Source organism: Vibrio fluminensis, from assembly GCF_015278125.1.
GTDB lineage: Bacteria > Pseudomonadota > Gammaproteobacteria > Enterobacterales > Vibrionaceae > Vibrio > Vibrio fluminensis.
Genome location: NZ_JADILO010000037.1, coordinates 1 through 17,765, shown reverse-complemented (window position 1 = coordinate 17,765; position 17,765 = coordinate 1). Strand labels below are relative to the sequence as shown.

Below are 17,765 nucleotides of genomic sequence, written 5' to 3'. Positions count from 1 at the left end.
AATTATGACATCATCTATCATTGATTCAGAGTATTTTGGCAGTACTTTTGGTATGCCTGTAATCCAGAAAATTTTTTCTGACCAAGGTCGGTTTTCTACTTGGTTAAGAGTCGAAGCAGCACTCGCCCGAGCACAAGCTCGTTTAGGGATCATTCCTCAAGGCGCTGCTGTAGCTATCACAGATGCGGCTAAGTTTGAAAATCTTAACATCGAGAAGATGACTGAAGAATATAAGAAAGTTGGTTTTCCTATTCTACCATTGGTGCATGAGATGGCACGTTTTTGTGATGCCGAGAGCGCACGTTGGATTCACTGGGGGGCAACAACTCAAGATATTGTTGATACTGGTCTTGTTCTTCAAATGAAGGATGCTCTGGTGATACTTGAGTCTCAGTTAGATGCATGTATTGATGCTGTCACTTGTTTGGCTGAAAAGCATCGTTTTACCGTGATGGCAGGGCGTACATTTCAGCAGCAAGCGGCACCTATTACATTTGGCTTCAAGGCTGCAATTTGGCTAGATGAACTATTAAGACACCGAGAACGGTTGGTAGGTGTAAAGCAACGTGCATTAGTTTGTCAGTTTGGTGGGGCTGTTGGTACATTAGCAACTTTGGGAGATAAAGGTTCTGATGTGGTAAGAGAGCTTTCTATAGAGCTTGGTCTTGAAGTACCGGCTATTTCTTGGCACACATCTAGAGATGGTTGGGCTGAAGCTATATTTTGGATTTCAATGGTAGGTGCCACTTTAACTAAAATTGCAAACGAAGTTGCTACATTGATGCGAACAGAAGTAGATGAAGTAAGAGAGCCATACGAGTCAGGTAAGGGCGGAAGCAGCACGATGCCACAAAAACGCAACCCGGTAGCGTGTCCTATTATTATGGCAATAGGCAATAAGTTACGAGATAGCGTTAGTAGTCAATTAACAGCAATGGTTCAGGAACACGAGAGAAGCGTTTCTGCAATGCCTTTAGAATGGCTAACCATACCAGAAGCTTTTATCTTACTGTCAGGTAGCTTTCAACATATCGTACCAATGCTGGAAGAGTTGCAAGTTGACGAGAATCAGATGCGTAAAAATCTGAGTATGGGTGGGGGGCTTTTAATGGCGGAAGCTGTAATGATGGGGATTGCACCAATAATAGGTCGTAATGACGCACATGAACTCGTTTTTAGTGCGGCAGGAAGAGCATGGGATGAAGGAATTACACTTAGAGATGCGTTAATTAAAGATGATAGAATTCGACAGCATCTAAATGTGAATGAAATTGATGAGTTAATCGAGCCTGCTAACTATATAGGAAGCGCAGTTTTCATGATTGATAGCGTTATGAAAAAGGGAAGAGTATGAGAAATCCTCGTTGGAACAACCGACCAAAAGGCTCAAATTGGGGAGAGTTTGGCGAAAACGATCAGTTGGGACGATTAAATTTAATTGACCAAAAGAAAGTGCTGCAAGGTGCAGCAGAAATAAAAGTAGGTAGGACATTTTGCTTAAGTCTTCCTTTAGATTTCCCTGGGGGAAATATCTTGAGTCCGGTGAGATTTCCGCCAGTTCTTCGACCAGTCGTTCGTAATGATGAACCATATTACAATTATGAATGGAGAAAAAAAGATCCTAGGCTGACAGACATAGCTGCTGATGATGCCGTGTTATTACACACACAATACTCAACTCAGTGGGATTCGTTGGCTCATCGAGGCTCTCTTTTTGATGTAAAAGGTAATGGTGATTGTGAGCCGGTCTACTACAATGGTTTTTCAGCAGGCAAAGATGTCACAATGACCGAGGACCAAGTAGTATCAGCTAATGCTCTAGGTATAGAGAATATGGCTGCTCATGGTGTCCAAGGGCGTGGAGTCTTGATTGATTTGTATAGTCGCTACGGAGATTATCCTCGTAAAGAAGTGGGCTACGATGATTTGATGCGAATCATAGAAGAGGACAATATCATAATTGACGATGGGGATATTTTATGTCTCTGGACTGGTTTAGATCAAATGATACTTAGAATGAATAAACAGCCCGATGTGACATTAAAAAGTGCATGCGCAGTGCTGAATGGGCATGACAAAAGACTCTTACAATGGATTACCGACAGTGGCATTTCGGCCATTGCTTCAGATAATTTGGCGGTTGAAAATGTGGGTATCGATATCCCAGATTGCTGCACTTCAACTCTTCCTCTGCATGAGCACTGTCTCTTTAAACTAGGTATTCATTTAGGTGAACTTTGGTATCTAGCTGATCTAGCTAAATGGTTAAAAGAAAACAACCGCACGAGATTTATGCTGACAGCTCCTCCACTTAGGTTAACAGGGGCTGTTGGATCACCTGTTACGCCTATTGCGACAGTATAATATTGATTTATATGAATAATAGTTTGAAAAAGAATTCTGAATGCACACCTAAGCGAAAAAATCCTGTTGTAATCTTTGGTGACAATATCAGCGCAATGGGTGTTATTCGAGGGCTTAGGGAGCTTGAGGTGGATATATATATTGTATCTGACTCTGGAACAGGTTTAGCGAAATATTCTAGATACGTATGTGATGTCTTTGTTCTGAGTCCGCTTTTGCCTGACTATGCTATTAAAATAACAGAGTGGATTAAATCTAAATTTGAACTCAAGCCTATTTTGATGGTCGCTGGTAATGATGATGCTTTGATGCTTCTATCTCAAGAGTATGATTTATTATGCACTTGCGCTATTCCAACATTTCCTGAGTGGAGTGTTGTAAATAGTGTTATAAATAAGGAAATCGTAAACTCTGTTGCAAGTGATATAGGTGTGCCAGTAATAAAAACCACAAGTATCAAATCATATTCCGAGCTTGAATTTTTTTTTGATGGTAATAGTGATGTTGTATATCCATTATTCTTGAAATGTTCATTGTCTCGTCAGTTTGTGGATAAGTATGGCACAAAAGGTGTTATTTGTAATGACAAGAATGAAGTGATCAACGCATATCATGAGTATGATGGCTTTTTAGGTTGTTTGCTTATTCAAGACTTTTTACCTGGTGATATTGATGAAATATCAGCAGTTCTTCTTGTTTTAAATAAGGAAAGTGAGGTCGTTTCTGTAGCATCTAATAATAAAATAAGAGCAGCTATTCGTTATGGTTCCACCACGTTATCATCAAGTTATTGGCATCAAAAGATGGTGGGTGATGCTATAAAGTTGGCTGAAAAATCTAATTATGTTGGCTTTGTCGGCGTTCAATTTAAATATGATCCAAGAAGCGATGATTATAAGTTTCTAGAGATCAATGGTCGATTCAGTGTGTCAGTTAGTTTAGCTCAACGATGCGGAATAAATATGAGTGAGATGGTTTACGACATATTTACTGGTGGTGGTTATTCAAAATTGAAAAATGTCAAAAGGACGCACAAGGATAATATTTTGTTGTGGTTCCCTTTGTCTGATGTTGCTTTGATTTTTCAGAAAAGATTCTATAAGTCACCACTTAAATATTTGTCTTCACTCAAAGGTTCAGGCTATATCATTGAACCATTTTCGATTAAGGACCCACAACCACTACTTTTTGAACTGGTAAAGTTAATATCTCGTCCGTTTCGTAGGTTGATTGGATATTTAAAGTCCACATTTTTTTAGTTTGAGGAAGGATTGTGTTGTCTGAACAAGGTTTAGTTTGGTTGAGGCGTTTATTAGTTGAACGTTTTGGGGTTGATATCCATCTAACTTCTAATGATGGCAAATACATACTGTATCTACCGGATTGTGGTAAACGCATCATTATAGATTATATACAGAATGAATTTTATGATCTAAATTCCAAGTTGAGTTGTTATTTATGGGATGCTGATAAAGAGAACTTTGAAGGTTATACTGATAATGTTATTCCGGCACCTGGCAATCGAGTCATATCATATCCTTTGATAAATATTGAAAATGAAACTTTGACTATTAATTACGATATTCTTGGTCTTGCTTATTGGATGTTGAATCGGATAGAGGAAATTGGAAGTGAAGAACTGGATGCACATCAAAGGTTTCCTGCAACTTCATCTCATGCATATAAATTTGGTTATCTCGAGCGTCCAATAGTCGACGAGTGGTTAGGTATATTACAGCAAGCTATAAAAAAGATATGTCCTAACTTGGAGTTTAGAAAAAACGAATTCTTGATCCAAGTGTCTCATGATGTAGATGTTCCTAGTGAATTTGGCTTTTCATCATGGAAAAAAGTTATAAAAGGCATGATTAGAAATGGGGTGTCTTTACAGCTATCTAAGATGATTAAGGTTCCTGTCACTAAGTTACTTACTAAAAAAAACCTTTTGATTAGTGATCCCTGTAATACATTTTCTTGGTTGATGGATGCTTCAGATGATATTCGTGTGAACAGTTCTTTTTATTTCATGGCGGGGAAAACGAATGATAATTATGACTCAGACTATAAATTAGATTGCAAGCCAATAGAAAGTTTGATGTTACAGATTCATCGAAGAGGTCATTATATAGGTATTCACCCTAGCTATGAAACCTTTAATGATTTTCCGGCTTTTTTATCGGAGTACCAAAAACTTAGAGAGGTTTGTGATCGATTAGGGATTACTCAAGTTGAGTGGGGGGGGAGAATGCACTATCTTAGATGGTCTCATCCCCAAACATTACGTGCATTCGAGGATTCTGGAATAAATTACGATAGTACTTTAGGTTACGCAGACCTCCCAGGTTTTCGGTGTGGAACATGCTTCGAATATACTGCTTTTGATCCAATTAATCACAAAATAATGAAATTGAGGCTTCGTCCTCTTATCGTAATGGAGTGTACTATTCTGAGAACTCTAGGTGTTAGCGAAGAAGCAAAGGTAAAAATGCTATATCTAAAAAATCAGTGTAGGAAAGTTTCTGGTACATTTTCTATCTTGTGGCACAACTCTCAGTTCGACACACATGATCACAAGCGACTTTATTTAGATGTAATAGAATATGATAAATAAAAAAAAGATGATTTTTCATCATCCATTGCCAATTGTTGAAGATGCAAAAAGTGCTAGTAGAATTAGACCAAAAGAAATGCTCGAAGCGTTTAAAAGTCTTGGTTATGATGTTTTCGAAGTCACTGGATATAGCGATCAAAGAAGAAAGAGAATAAATGAACTTAAATTAAGAGTGGAGGCTGGAGATGTTTATGATTTTGTTTATTCTGAATCTTCGACAATGCCTACAATTCTGACCGATTATGATCACATACCTAGAACCCCATTTCTTGATTATCGTTTTTTTAAATACTGCCAGAAAAAAGGGATAGTAACATCTTTATTTTATCGTGATATATATTGGAAATTTGATTGTTTTAAATTTGATCGCAATATGATTAAGAAATTTGCGGCTATTATTGCATATCGTTGGGATGAGTATTGGTATAAAAATGTGCTTGATCGTCTTTACATACCATCCACTGAAATGACATCCTCTTTGAATGAGCACTTGACGAAAATATCAACCCCTCTTCCTCCTGGTCACTCGATTAGTCATATCCCAAATAAAATTGAGTCGTCTTTAGGAAATGAAATACGGATTTTCTATGTTGGTGGAATTGGTGAGCATTATAAACTTCATTCATTATTTAGAGTTGCTAACAATTTAGATAGAGTCAAACTAACCGTTTGCTGTAGAGAAAGTGAGTGGGATAGTGTCAAGTCGGAATATGAAGTGTCTGGAGACATTCGAATCGTACATCTAAGCGGTCAAAGTATGTTAGATGAACTTTTTCAACATAATGTTGTTTCTTTGTATGTAGAACCTAGTGAATATAGGGATTTTGCAGTTCCATTTAAATTGTATGAGTATATAGGGGCAGCTAAACCTATACTAGCTACAAAAGGAACGTTGGTTGGTGACTTTATTAGTGATAATAATATTGGTTGGGTTGTAAATTACGATGATTTCGACTTGGCTGAGCTATTAGAAAAGATTAGTTTCGAACAGTTTGATGTTATATCTAATAACTTAATTGAATTGAGAGAAAAACATAATTGGAAAGCGCGAGCAAAACAAGTTGTTCGGGAGTTAAAAAAATGAAAATCGTGTTATTGTCTCCAGCAAATAGTATACATACAGTTCGATGGGCGAATGGGCTAGCATCCCTCGGACATGTAGTGCATGTAATTTCTCAGCAATGCAAATCAGAAAACGAATTCTCTGACTTGGTAACTGTTCACACATTAACGAATCGAGGTGCGATCGGTTATTATCTTATGGTGCCGTTTGTACGAAAACTTGTTAGGAGTATTTCCCCTGATTTATTAAATGTACATTATGCTAGCGGTTATGGTACGACCGCTAGATTAGTGGGGTTTTCACCGACATTATTGTCTGTATGGGGAAGTGATATTTATGATTTTCCTTTGATATCATTCTTACATAAGAATTTGCTCATTAAAAACATAGTTTCCGCTGACGCTATTGCTTCCACAAGTTTTTGTATGCTGAAAGAACTACAAAAATATGTTGAGCCTAAACATGCATTTATTACTCCTTTCGGTGTGGATGAAAAAGAGTTCTTTCCAAGTAGAACTTTTGGTGAAGTTCAAAGTGATGTCATTACTATTGGTACAGTTAAGGCTTTAGAAGATAAGTACGGGATAGATATCCTTATTAAATCATTTGCGCTAGCTCGAAAGGTTAACAATAATTTGGTCTTAAAGATTTATGGTAAGGGTTCTCAAAAAAAAGCACTGGAACAATTGGTTAATGAGTTAGATATTTCCGAGTTTGTGACTTTTGAAGGTAGTGTTCCGCATACTCAAGTGCCAACGATCTTAAACACTTTCGATATCTATGTTGCATTGAGTAAGTTAGACAGCGAAAGTTTTGGAGTGGCGATTGTAGAAGCGAGTGCTTGCGGTATACCTGTGATAGTATCTGATGCCGATGGACCAAAAGAGGTTACTTTAGATGGGATTACCGGGTTTGTTGTACCTAAACTTTCCATTTCGGAGGCTGCATCTAAACTTATACAACTGAGTTCTTCTGCTAAGTTAAGGAAAGAAATGGGCGAAAATGGAAGAAAGCATATCCTGGAAAATTACACGTGGAAATCATCATTAGAAACTATGATTGCTGCATACAATAAAACCAAATCATTATAACGTTTATATGAAAATAGTTACCATACTTGGTGCTCGCCCTCAGTTTATTAAGGCAGGCACTGTTAGTCGTGCAATTCGTGAATTTAATCAAAATTGTAGTGATATACAGATCGATGAAGTGATTGTTCACACCGGTCAGCACTATGATGCGAATATGAGTGATGTGTTTTTTGAAGAAATGCATATTCCCAAACCAGATTATTATCTAGGTATTGGTGGGAATGGTCATGGCGCTATGACAGGTCAAATGTTAGAAAAAATAGAATCAGTTTTATTAGAAGAAAGACCTGACTGGGTATTAGTTTATGGGGATACAAACTCTACGCTCGCAGGAGCTTTGGCTGCCTCAAAGCAGCATATTAAAGTTGCTCATATTGAAGCTGGACTGAGAAGTTTTAATATGCGAATGCCTGAAGAAATAAATCGTATTTTAACGGATCGTGTATCTACTAAACTGTTCTGTCCAACTCAAACTGCTGTTGATAACTTACAGAAAGAAGGCATCGATAATTGGATTAGTGCAGAGCCAGCAAGTCTAGTTGGTGATGTAATGCAAGATGGTGCTTTTTATTATGATGGATTAGCCGTAAAACCTGAAGACATTGCGTTAACTAAGAATTTTGTTCTCTCAACTATTCACAGAGCAGAGAATACTGACGATCCGTTGCGTTTAAGACAAATTGTAAGTGCTTTAGTAGAGATAGCTTCTCATCAGCAAGTGATTCTTCCTTTGCACCCAAGAACTAAAAAAATTGCAGAGCAGCAGGGGATTGATTTGAGTGCTTTGACGGTTATTGGTCCTGTTGGTTACCTAAACATGGTCTGGCTGATTAAAAATAGTAGCTGTGTTTTAACTGACAGTGGTGGTTTGCAAAAAGAGGCATTCTTTTTTGAGAAGCCATGTATCACTTTGCGTGATGAAACGGAATGGATAGAGCTTATCGAAGCTGGAGTCAATGTATTAGTTGGCGCCTCAAAAAGTGACATTCTTTCCGCCTATAATACCTTAAGTGAAAAATCGCTAGAGTTTGATCAGGCTATTTACGGTGGTGGTGTCGCTGCTCAAACAATAGTAAATCACTTAGTCGGTAAGTCATGAACATCCTCTTAATCAATCACTATGCTGGTAGCCCAGAGATGGGTATGGAGTATCGCCCTTTTTACATGGCCAAAAGCTTAGCTGAGATAGGACACTCTATGTTCATACTTGGGGCTGATCATTCTCACTTACGCAAAATAGTGCCAAAACAAGGCTATCAAACGATAGAAGATGTTGAATACCTTTGGCTTAAGTCCAAGGAGTACGACGGTAACGGTGTGGGAAGGGTTATCAATATATTTTCATTTTTGTTTGAAGCATTGAGAAAAGCGAGTGAAATTATTGCGTGGTCTAAACCCGATGTTATTGTCGCTTCTTCCACTTATCCACTTGATAACTATCTCGCCCACTTTTTAGCGCGTAAATGTGGCGCTAGGGTCGTATACGAGGTTCATGATTTATGGCCTTTATCCCCAATGGAAATTGGCAATATTTCAAAATGGCACCCGTTTATGATGTTGTTGCAAGCATCCGAGAACTTTGCCTATAAAAAGAGTACTCAGGTCATCTCTATGCTGCCTAACACTTTGGAACATATGTTGGATCATGGATTGAGTCGTGAGAAGTTTCACTATATCCCCAATGGGGTTTACCGACCAGACTCGATGATCGAGCGCGAATTACCATTCGAGCATCAAGAGTTGCTTCGTGATTTGAAAGCAAAAGGTCGACTCATTGTTGGATACGCAGGTGGTCATGCTAAGTCGAATGCATTAGATAACTTGATTAAAGCAGCTCAACTTTGTCCTGAAGTAGATTTTGTGTTGGTTGGCGAAGGCTCGGAGAAGGTATTGCTACAATCGCAGAGTCAAGAGGTCGAAAACATTCACTTTCTTCCGGCTATTCATAAAGATGCGGTGCCAGTATTTTTAGCTTGTTGTGACATATTGACTATAGTGTGGTTAGATTCACCGTTGTATCGATTTGGGGTGAGTGCGAATAAACTGTTTGATTATATGTTGGCGAGAAAACCCGTTGTTCAGTTGCTCAACTCAAAGTATGAACCGATTACTCTTGCAAATGCAGGTTATACCGCTTCCTCTTTTGATGAATATATTGAATGTTTAAAAACAACAATAAATATGACCGAAGCAGAACGTAATTTGCTTGGAGAAAGAGCTCATCGTTATGTACATGAACATCATTGTTACAGTAAACTTGCAGCAAAGTTCATAGAAGTGTGTGAAAAATAATGGCGTTCATCCCTTACTCTCGTCCCGTGCTAGATGAAGAAGAAATAAACGAAGTCGTGAGCACCCTACGTTCAGGTTGGTTAACGACAGGACCAAAGGTTGCTCAGTTTGAATCTGATTTTGCTCAATATGTTGGTGCTGATTTTGCTTTAGCTGTTAACTCTGCGACAGCGGGGCTACATTTAGCCTTAGAAGCTATTGGGGTCGGTCCGGGTGATAAGGTTGTAACGACTGTTCATACATTTACTGCTACAGCGGAAGTTATTCGTTATTTAGGTGCGGAGCCAGTTTTTGTCGATATTCAGTCAGACAGCTACAATATCGATCCTGAGCTCGTTGAGAAAGCACTTGAAGAACACCAAAATGTTAAAGCAGTGATACCTGTGCACTATGCTGGACAAGCCGCAGACATGACTAAGTTAATGCAGCTGGCTAAAAAGTATAATGTTAAAGTTATTGAAGATGCAGCTCATGCACTTCCAACTACGCACAATGGTCAATTGATTGGTACCATTGGTGACATCACCGTATTTAGTTTTTATGCGAATAAAACCATCACGACTGGTGAAGGTGGTATGGTTGTCACTAATGATGAGAGCATTGCTAAACGTATTAAGACAATGCGTTTGCATGGTATCAATCGAGATGTGTTCGACCGCTTTACTTCGAATAAACCGAACTGGTACTACGAAATTGTGGCTCCAGGTTATAAGTACAACATGATGGACATGTGTGCTGCTATCGGTATTCATCAATTGAAAAAAGCAGATAAATTTCAGCAAGCTAGAGATGCAATCGCCACGAAATATTCAGACGCATTTTCAGCGTTACCAGTAATCATCCCTGCAAAAGTGAATGATACAGATATTCACGCATGGCATATCTACTCTTTGCAATTAGAGCTCGAGCAATTGAATATCACACGAGATCAATTTATCGAAAAAATGAGTGAGCAAGGTGTAGGTACGTCGGTGCATTATATTCCTCTGCATAGAATGCCATATTGGAAAGACTCTTACTCACTAGTGGATGAACAGTTTCCGGTATCGAGTCGAGTATCAGACAGACATGTGAGTTTACCTAATTTTGCATCAATGACTGACCAAGAGGTTAATGAGGTAATTCGTGCGGTTACGGATATTCTAACTGAGGCGACTACCATTGCTTAAGCGAACATTTGATATTGTTAGTTCATTCTTTGGGTTAGTGATTCTTTTTCCAGTGCTTTTGGTCATTGCTCTATGGATCAAATTATCAAGCACGGGACCAATACTATTTTGTCAAACACGCGTTGGCTTAAATGGTCAGAACTTTTCAATCTTTAAGTTTCGCACTATGGTTGTTGATGCGGAAAAGCTAGGACTTAAAGTAACGGTGGGGAAAGACCCCCGTATTACGACATGTGGACACTTTTTACGTCGCTATAAACTCGATGAGCTACCGCAACTAGCGAATGTTCTTTTGGGGACGATGAGTGTTGTTGGTCCTAGACCTGAAGTGCCTGAATACATGAATGAATACCCTGATGAAGTTAGACAAAAAATCCTATCGGTTAGACCAGGTATTACAGATAAGGCTTCGATTGAGTTCACCAATGAATCAGAAGTCTTAGCTGCTTCAAAAGATCCTCGTGCGAGTTATATTAATGAGATTATGCCCATTAAGGCTAAGTACTATACTGAATACGTTGATAACTACTCATTTAGCACGGATATCTTGATTATTTTTCAAACTTTAAAAAAGATCGTTTCTTAACATGACCCCAATTAGTTTTATTTGGAATGCACCTCGTTCCTTCAAAAGGGCGATAAGTGTCACTTTAGACATTGCCTTTATCACCATCGCGTATTGGGGGGCATACTGGACGAGACTAGGTGAAACAGGGGTTTTTAAGCTAGATGATGGCTATGTAATTTCTTATGTTACGGCACTTTTTGCCACGATAGCACTCTTTGTTCAAGTTGGTTTGTATAGGGCTATCTTGCGTTATATGAACTCAAAAGCTCTCATGACAATTATGTCAAGTTGTGTGCTGTCAGCATTGTTTGTGATTTTAGCTTCCCATTACACGCATACCCCAGTCCCTCGTTCAGTTCCAATAATCTATGCTGCTTATTTAGCTATTTTATGTGGTGGGGCTCGCTTGCTTGCTCGCACAATGATTAATCGTACAGGGCGTAAACAAAAAACGAATGTAATTATATACGGTGCTGGTGCTGCTGGTCGTCAATTAGCAAACCTTATCCATCAAGGGTCAGAGTATCATCCGGTGTGTTTTGTCGATGACAATGCTCATTTGTGTAAAAGTTCGGTCCATGGGCTCAACATTTATCAGAGAAGTTCATTGCCAGCCTTGTTGTCTAAATTTAAAGCTGAGAAAGTGCTTTTAGCGTTGCCATCAGCAACTCGAACTCAGCGTAAGATAATTCTCTCTTCACTAGTGGAATACAACGTTGAAGTATTATCGATTCCGCCTCTTGCGGACATTGTTAATGGTGAGCTTAAAATTGATCAGCTAAAAGAAGTGGCAATTGAAGACTTACTTGGGCGTGATGCTGTCGCTCCAAATCAGGGGCTACTTGAGAAAAACATCAAAGAAAAAGTAGTCATGGTGACTGGCGCCGGAGGCTCCATTGGTTCTGAGCTTTGTCGCCAAATAGTTCGCAATCAGCCAACTAAGCTTGTGCTTTTTGAACTGTCTGAATTTGCGCTATATCAAATCGATAGAGAACTTAACGCCTTAGCTGAAAAAGAACATTTAGCTGTCGAAATAGTACCGCTACTAGGTTCTGTACAGCGAATTAATCGCCTAGCTACGGTAATGAAAAGCTTTGATGTTCAAACGGTTTATCATGCTGCAGCTTATAAACATGTCCCTTTGGTTGAGTACAACGTGGTTGAAGGGGTTAGAAATAATGTATTCGGCACTTATTATACCGCTAACGCAGCAATAGAAGCTGGTGTTGAATCTTTTGTTCTTATTTCAACCGACAAAGCTGTGCGACCAACGAATGTCATGGGTACGACCAAGCGTGTTGCTGAACTTGGTTTACAAGCATTAGCCGCTCAAGAAAGCGAAAAAGAGCGCGGTACACGTTTTTGTATGGTGCGTTTTGGTAATGTGCTGGGCTCATCGGGCTCGGTGATTCCAGTGTTCAAAAAGCAAATTGCCGATGGCGGACCGGTAACGGTTACTCACCCTGATATCATTCGTTACTTTATGACTATCCCGGAAGCGGCTCAGTTAGTGATTCAGGCCGGAGCCATGGGCAAGGGTGGTGATGTTTTTGTTTTAGATATGGGTGAACCTGTCAAAATTGCAGAGCTTGCGCAAAACTTGATTCGTCTCTCGGGCTTGGAAGTTAAAAATGATGAACATCCAGACGGCGATATAGAGATTAAGTTCTCGGGGTTACGTCCGGGTGAGAAGTTGTTTGAAGAGCTATTGATTGGCGATAATGTCCAAGGCACGGCGCATGAGCGAATCATGACGGCTAACGAAAAGTATCTACCAATTGAAGAATATCAGGTGTTGATAACCGCGCTTGATGAAGCATGCCATAACTTTGAGCATGAGAAAATTAGGCAGTTGTTACTGGATGCACCAACTGGATTCTCTCCTACCGATGGTATTGGCGACTTAGTTTGGAAAGAAAACATTCAGCAATCCAAGCTTGGAAAACTGCATTAAAAAAAGCGCCTGTTGGCGCTTTTTTACTATTGAATAGAATGTGTGTTTTAAAGAATCTGCTTCAAAACACGATCCGCTTTTACACGGGTGATTTTGCGCATTAGCTTTTGCACCACTTCTGGGTAGTCTTCCAGTTTTTCTAATTGCTTGTAAGTGCAGATAAGTTGCGTATGTTGAAGAATATTCTCAACTTCTTTTTCAAACTTCTCAGTCAGATGATTGTAATCATCTTGCACCATGATCGCGTTTTCAAGGTCGAGTTTCCATGCGCGTGGGTTTAGGTTGTTACCTGTGATTAGCATATAACGCTTATCGACCCAAATGCCTTTTAGGTGGAAGCTGTTCGCTTCATGCTTCCAAAGGTGAATAGAAAGCTGGCGGCTGGCGATGTGTGCTTCATTGGCTTTCGCAAATTGACGCAGATTGCGCTCATAAAGGTATGGCAAACCACCAATAGTTTTAAATTCCTGCTCTGGTGAGATAAAGAAATCGTTCGCGGTTTTATCGCCCACTACAATCGTCACGCGCACGCCGCGCTTAGTCGCACGTTTGATTTGCTTAGCCACGCTGCGTGGGAAATTGAAGTAAGGCGTGCAGATGAAGATTTCATCTTGTGCCAATGCCAACAAGTTATTGATGCTTTGATTAAGTTTGTTGCGCTTCTTGCCAACACCCACAATCGGTGTTACCGCGACTTGCTCAGGAGAGACTGGTTGGCTATCAAACTTATAAGCCGCTTTAGCAAGAGAGGCACGCAGTTGGCGAATGCTCGCTTTAATCTCTTTGGTTTCTGGTTTGGCTGGGCAGGCTAGGTTATTGACTGCTGGATGCGCAATCATCTCGTTTTGCACAAACTGCACCATAGTGTCTGCTAAATCAGGGTTGTGCAGTACATGGTAGCGGTCAAAACGGTATCGGTCTTGGTAGTTTAGATAGATATTATTTAAGCTTGCGCCGCTGTAAATCACCGAGTCATCGATGATAAAGCCTTTAAGGTGTAACACCCCAAACACTTCTCTGCCACGTACAGGAACGCCATAAACAGGCACTTTATGTTCGTATTTATCAGAAAACGCTTTGTACATGCTTGCGTTTGTTTCACTCGCTTCCGCGCCAATCAAACCACGTTGGGCACGATGCCAGTCTACGCACACATTGATATCTAAACCTGGGTTTCTCTGCTTGGCTTGGTAAAGTTCGCTTAGAATTTCACGACCAGCTTCATCATCCTCTAAGTAGAGGGCTACAAGGTAGATGCGCTTGCTAGCTTCACGTATTGCTTGAATCAAGCGAGTGCGGAAATCTGCCGCAGCGTAAAGAACTTCAAACTGTTCTGGATCTTGTGCGAGGGTTGGAAGATGCTGTAATGAATACCTGTTAGCGATCATATTGAAAGATTAACCTCAAAAATGGCGACAATAGCGTCTGCCAAAAAAGCAGAAGACGGATACTACCAAAACTCCCTAAGGATTTACCAGAAATGGCGCAAAGTTCATAAATTATCTACGCAATAATGCTCTATTTATCGAAATAGTGCATTGGAATAAGGGCTTTCCCACTTCCAGTGTAGCGCGTAAACAGCTGATTTAGGCTATTCGGCAGTTTATCCGCTGAAACAGTGGCAAAACCGTGCTGCTGATAGAAGTTTTCTAAGTGTGGGTAAGCGAAACAGTAAGTATTTGTGTTGCACACTTCGATTTGGCAATGGTTGAGCAGTTGATGCCCCAGACCTTGCTCACGTAGTTCTGGTACCACTAACATGCCTGTGAGCAACTGATATTGCTCGATAGGGCGAAAACGCACCACACACGCCAGTTGATGCTCTAAGTAACCTGCAATGGTCAACTCATTACTTTTGGCTTTACCCGAAGGATAGTGCGCTTTGTATAAACGCGTGACTAGCGGCAATTTTATTGGATCCAGCGTTTCTATTCTGAGTTGGCGCATTCTCTATCCGGTAATATCTATGTAGAATGGCGGCAGTGTAAATGACGAAACTTGCCTGATGCAATCAAATCCCATGCAAATACAAACCAACGCCAGCTTACGTAGCTACCATACATTCTCAATTGAACAATCGTGTGACGTGCTTGTTGAAGTCGCCTCCGTTGAGGATATCCAGCAGGTCTATCAAGCACCACAATGGCAAACACTGCCTAAACTGATGTTGGGTAAAGGTAGCAATATGCTGTTTACTGAGCATTTTGCTGGTCTGGTGATGATCAACCAATTACATGGGATTGAGGTGAGCGAAACCGAGCACGCCTGGCATTTACATGTTGCTGGCGGTGAAGATTGGCCTAGTTTGGTTAAATGGTCAGTTGAGCAAGGTTACTTTGGCTTAGAGAATTTGGCTTTAATTCCGGGCTGCGTTGGTTCTGCGCCGATTCAAAATATCGGCGCTTATGGCAAAGAGATCAAAGATGTTTGTGAGTATGTTGATGTACTCGACTTAGAAACTTTTGCCATTCGTCGCATGCAGGCTGATGAGTGTCTGTTTGGCTATCGTGATTCGATTTTCAAGCATCAACTGTTTGTCAAAGTCGTTATCGTGGCGGTGGGTTTTAAATTGGCAAAATCATGGCTGCCATGCATTGCTTACGGACCGCTGCAGTCTTTTCGTGTTGAAACCGTCACTGCACAACAAATTTTTGAACAAGTTTGCCAAGTTCGTATGGAAAAACTGCCCGATCCACAAGTCACGGGTAATGCAGGGAGCTTCTTTAAAAACCCTGTGATTGAACAAGCGCAGTATCAAACGCTGCTAGAGCAATACCCTAATATGGTGGCTTACCCTGTAGAAGAGGGCGTTAAAGTCGCCGCAGGTTGGTTGATAGACCAATGTGGCTTGAAGGGATTCGTGCAAGGTGGTGCCCAGGTGCATCCTAATCAAGCGTTAGTGCTAGTGAATAACGATCAAGCTACGGCGCTAGATGTAGTCTTGCTGGCCGATCATGTGCGTCAAACTGTGTGGCAAAAATACCAAATTGAGCTTGAACATGAAGTGCGCTTTATGGGCGCGCAACATGAAACCAATCTAGTGGCGCTGCGAGGAAGGGTTAAATGAAAGAGCATTCAATCAAGTTATCCATTCTAAATACGTTAGCTGATGGCAATTTTCACTCAGGTGAAGGTTTAGGTGAGCAGCTTGGCATTTCGCGAGCTGCGGTCAGCAAACACATCAAAGGCATTCAAGCGTGGGGTGTCGATGTGTTTAGCGTGCAAGGTAAAGGTTATAAGTTAGCTCAACCGATGCAATTACTTAATCAGCAACGGCTGCAAGATAAGGTCAATGTCCCTTTAGAGCTAATTCCCGTCATTGATTCTACTAACCAGCACTTACTTGAGCGTATTCATAGCTTAGAGTCTGGTTCGGCCTGTTTGGCGGAATATCAAAGCCAAGGGCGTGGTCGTCGTGGTCGAGAGTGGGTGTCGCCATTTGGCTGCAACCTCTACCTCTCTATGTACTGGCGCTTAGAGGCGGGTATGGCTGGTGCAATGGGTTTGAGCCTAGTGGTGGGCGTTGCGATTGTAGAAGCGATGGAGAAATTGGGTATCGAAGGTATTAAGCTCAAATGGCCAAATGACCTCTATTACCAAGACCAAAAGCTGGCAGGCATCTTAGTGGAAATGTCTGGGCAAGCAGGTTCTGCAGCGCATCTTGTGATTGGTATGGGGATGAATTTACGTATGGCAGGTGATACCCAAGGGATTACTCAGCCTTGGTCATGCCTCAGTGAGGTCACTGAGCAGGATATCGAACGTAATGAGCTTGCCGCTGAGTTGATTAACACTCTTGAAAATGCTCTGAATGAATACGAGATGTCGGGCATGCAAGGATTTGTTGAACGCTGGAATCGCTTAGATAACTTCTTGGGACGTGAAATCAAATTGCTTATGGGTAACCGAGAAGTCACTGGCGTTGCTCGCGGCATTAATGAGCAGGGTGGGGTGCTGATTGAAACCGAACAAGGTCTTGAGACTTACATTGGTGGTGAAATTTCACTACGAGGTATTTGATGAGCTAGGCTTTGTACTAAGTTTTTATTGTCTTAAATATGAGATGGTCATTAGGCCGTATTCTTCCTGATATGAACTAGGCTCAATATAAACAGCCAGTTTATGTGAGGGTAAGATGGATTTACCACAACAGCAGCAATTGCCGTCATTTGATGAGTTAGTCAAACTTGCTCAGGAAGACGAAGCCGCCTTTGAACAGCTCAAGCGCGAAAAGTGTCAAGAAATGATCCAAGGCGCTTCACAAGATATGCAGCCGCGACTTTGGGCGCAACAAAGTCATATTGACCGATTGGTTGGGCGCTGTAAAAATCCTCATCATGTTAACGTTGTCTTGATGCAAGAGTTGCGTAAACAAGTGCATAAGTTTCAGCAAAGTTTGCAAAGTGGACTTGAACCACAAGAGCCAGAAAAAAATGATAAACTGAACGTAATATCTATCAATGAACGCTTCTCTGATTGGCGATAGTTTTAATACGGCATATTAAAGGGCTCTTTGAGCCCTTTCAGACTGCTGACAAAGGTCTAGCTTTCGAGCTAGACCTTTGATCTAATAGGGGTATCGAAATATGGATACTCCGATATGCTTCAAGAACCGACTCCGCAACAATACGAACTGGAAATGGTAACGATGGA

The 17,765-nt window shown here is 40.7% G+C and carries 16 protein-coding genes; 14 read left to right on the top strand and 2 right to left on the bottom strand.

Annotated elements, in window-relative coordinates:
* Nucleotides 1–4: 4 nt before the first annotated feature.
* Genes IRQ95_RS19365 through IRQ95_RS19315 form a run of 11 tightly spaced genes read left to right on the top strand, consistent with a single transcriptional unit; the run spans nucleotide 5 to nucleotide 13,112 of the window.
* Nucleotides 5–1,354 carry a class-II fumarase/aspartase family protein gene (locus IRQ95_RS19365; RefSeq protein WP_194439025.1) on the top strand — a complete coding sequence of 450 codons (1,350 nt, stop codon included), beginning with the start codon at nucleotides 5–7 and terminating at the stop codon, nucleotides 1,352–1,354.
* Entirely contained in the window at nucleotides 1,351–2,364 is a 1,014-nt protein-coding gene (locus IRQ95_RS19360; protein ID WP_194439023.1) for a cyclase family protein, read from the top strand. Before IRQ95_RS19365 ends, IRQ95_RS19360 begins: the two co-directional genes overlap by 4 nt.
* A gap of 23 nt (nucleotides 2,365–2,387) precedes the next feature.
* Nucleotides 2,388–3,623: an ATP-binding protein gene (locus IRQ95_RS19355; protein ID WP_194439021.1), complete on the top strand. Its 1,236-nt coding sequence runs from the start codon at nucleotides 2,388–2,390 to the stop codon at nucleotides 3,621–3,623.
* 14 nt (nucleotides 3,624–3,637) lie between these two features.
* Entirely contained in the window at nucleotides 3,638–4,975 is a 1,338-nt protein-coding gene (locus IRQ95_RS19350) for a polysaccharide deacetylase family protein (RefSeq protein ID WP_228481504.1), read from the top strand.
* Nucleotides 4,965–6,059, top strand: a complete 1,095-nt coding sequence (locus IRQ95_RS19345; protein WP_194439019.1) for a glycosyltransferase family protein — start codon at nucleotides 4,965–4,967, stop codon at nucleotides 6,057–6,059. The genes IRQ95_RS19350 and IRQ95_RS19345 overlap by 11 nt, the downstream gene beginning before the upstream one ends.
* Nucleotides 6,056–7,129 (top strand): glycosyltransferase, encoded by a 1,074-nt coding sequence (locus tag IRQ95_RS19340; RefSeq protein WP_194439017.1) that lies wholly within the window; start codon nucleotides 6,056–6,058, stop codon nucleotides 7,127–7,129. Before IRQ95_RS19345 ends, IRQ95_RS19340 begins: the two co-directional genes overlap by 4 nt.
* Before the next feature lie 7 nt (nucleotides 7,130–7,136).
* On the top strand, nucleotides 7,137–8,228 hold the full coding sequence (gene wecB / locus IRQ95_RS19335; protein WP_194439015.1) for a non-hydrolyzing UDP-N-acetylglucosamine 2-epimerase: 1,092 nt from the start codon (nucleotides 7,137–7,139) through the stop codon (nucleotides 8,226–8,228).
* A gap of 38 nt (nucleotides 8,229–8,266) precedes the next feature.
* Nucleotides 8,267–9,421, top strand: a complete 1,155-nt coding sequence (locus tag IRQ95_RS19330) for a glycosyltransferase family 4 protein (RefSeq protein WP_194439013.1) — start codon at nucleotides 8,267–8,269, stop codon at nucleotides 9,419–9,421.
* Nucleotides 9,421–10,590: a DegT/DnrJ/EryC1/StrS family aminotransferase gene (locus tag IRQ95_RS19325; protein WP_194439011.1), complete on the top strand. Its 1,170-nt coding sequence runs from the start codon at nucleotides 9,421–9,423 to the stop codon at nucleotides 10,588–10,590. The genes IRQ95_RS19330 and IRQ95_RS19325 overlap by 1 nt, the downstream gene beginning before the upstream one ends.
* On the top strand, nucleotides 10,583–11,176 hold the full coding sequence (locus IRQ95_RS19320) for a sugar transferase (protein WP_194439009.1): 594 nt from the start codon (nucleotides 10,583–10,585) through the stop codon (nucleotides 11,174–11,176). The genes IRQ95_RS19325 and IRQ95_RS19320 overlap by 8 nt, the downstream gene beginning before the upstream one ends.
* Nucleotide 11,177: 1 nt before the next feature.
* A complete protein-coding gene (locus tag IRQ95_RS19315; protein ID WP_194439006.1) occupies nucleotides 11,178–13,112 on the top strand; it encodes a nucleoside-diphosphate sugar epimerase/dehydratase in 1,935 nt (644 codons plus the stop codon).
* Between the two features lie 47 nt (nucleotides 13,113–13,159).
* On the opposite strand, the gene pssA is transcribed toward IRQ95_RS19315, so the two are convergent.
* Both pssA and IRQ95_RS19305 read right to left on the bottom strand, forming a co-directional pair.
* Complete coding sequence (gene pssA / locus IRQ95_RS19310; RefSeq protein WP_194439005.1) at nucleotides 13,160–14,500, bottom strand: CDP-diacylglycerol--serine O-phosphatidyltransferase; 1,341 nt, start codon at nucleotides 14,498–14,500, stop codon at nucleotides 13,160–13,162.
* Nucleotides 14,501–14,630: 130 nt separating this feature from the next.
* The gene (locus tag IRQ95_RS19305; protein ID WP_194439002.1) at nucleotides 14,631–15,059 is read right to left on the bottom strand and encodes a GNAT family N-acetyltransferase; all 429 of its coding nucleotides are present in this window, start codon (nucleotides 15,057–15,059) and stop codon (nucleotides 14,631–14,633) included.
* A 73-nt stretch (nucleotides 15,060–15,132) separates the two neighbouring features.
* Here IRQ95_RS19305 and murB point away from each other — a divergent pair, with 73 nt between their 5' ends.
* The 3 genes from murB to IRQ95_RS19290 all read left to right on the top strand — a co-directional run bounded on the left by murB (nucleotide 15,133) and on the right by IRQ95_RS19290 (nucleotide 17,598).
* A complete protein-coding gene (gene murB / locus IRQ95_RS19300; protein WP_194439000.1) occupies nucleotides 15,133–16,179 on the top strand; it encodes a UDP-N-acetylmuramate dehydrogenase in 1,047 nt (348 codons plus the stop codon).
* On the top strand, nucleotides 16,176–17,132 hold the full coding sequence (gene birA / locus IRQ95_RS19295) for a bifunctional biotin--[acetyl-CoA-carboxylase] ligase/biotin operon repressor BirA (RefSeq protein ID WP_194438992.1): 957 nt from the start codon (nucleotides 16,176–16,178) through the stop codon (nucleotides 17,130–17,132). The genes murB and birA overlap by 4 nt, the downstream gene beginning before the upstream one ends.
* Nucleotides 17,133–17,247: 115 nt before the next feature.
* Nucleotides 17,248–17,598 carry a DUF3135 domain-containing protein gene (locus tag IRQ95_RS19290; RefSeq protein WP_194438990.1) on the top strand — a complete coding sequence of 117 codons (351 nt, stop codon included), beginning with the start codon at nucleotides 17,248–17,250 and terminating at the stop codon, nucleotides 17,596–17,598.
* The last annotated feature ends 167 nt before the right edge of the window (nucleotides 17,599–17,765 follow it).

Excerpts from the sequence above, each read along its gene's own strand:
- IRQ95_RS19365 (WP_194439025.1), top strand. The coding sequence starts at position 5 with ATGACATCATCTATCATTGATTCAGAGTATTTTGGCAGTACTTTTGGT.
- IRQ95_RS19360 (WP_194439023.1), top strand. The coding sequence starts at position 1,351 with ATGAGAAATCCTCGTTGGAACAACCGACCAAAAGGCTCAAATTGGGGA.
- IRQ95_RS19345 (WP_194439019.1), top strand. The coding sequence starts at position 4,965 with ATGATAAATAAAAAAAAGATGATTTTTCATCATCCATTGCCAATTGTT.
- IRQ95_RS19340 (WP_194439017.1), top strand. The coding sequence starts at position 6,056 with ATGAAAATCGTGTTATTGTCTCCAGCAAATAGTATACATACAGTTCGA.
- wecB (WP_194439015.1), top strand. The coding sequence starts at position 7,137 with ATGAAAATAGTTACCATACTTGGTGCTCGCCCTCAGTTTATTAAGGCA.
- IRQ95_RS19330 (WP_194439013.1), top strand. The coding sequence starts at position 8,267 with ATGGGTATGGAGTATCGCCCTTTTTACATGGCCAAAAGCTTAGCTGAG.
- IRQ95_RS19325 (WP_194439011.1), top strand. The coding sequence starts at position 9,421 with ATGGCGTTCATCCCTTACTCTCGTCCCGTGCTAGATGAAGAAGAAATA.
- IRQ95_RS19315 (WP_194439006.1), top strand. The coding sequence starts at position 11,178 with ATGACCCCAATTAGTTTTATTTGGAATGCACCTCGTTCCTTCAAAAGG.
- pssA (WP_194439005.1), bottom strand. The coding sequence starts at position 14,500 with ATGATCGCTAACAGGTATTCATTACAGCATCTTCCAACCCTCGCACAA.
- IRQ95_RS19305 (WP_194439002.1), bottom strand. The coding sequence starts at position 15,059 with ATGCGCCAACTCAGAATAGAAACGCTGGATCCAATAAAATTGCCGCTA.
- murB (WP_194439000.1), top strand. The coding sequence starts at position 15,133 with ATGCAAATACAAACCAACGCCAGCTTACGTAGCTACCATACATTCTCA.
- birA (WP_194438992.1), top strand. The coding sequence starts at position 16,176 with ATGAAAGAGCATTCAATCAAGTTATCCATTCTAAATACGTTAGCTGAT.
- IRQ95_RS19290 (WP_194438990.1), top strand. The coding sequence starts at position 17,248 with ATGGATTTACCACAACAGCAGCAATTGCCGTCATTTGATGAGTTAGTC.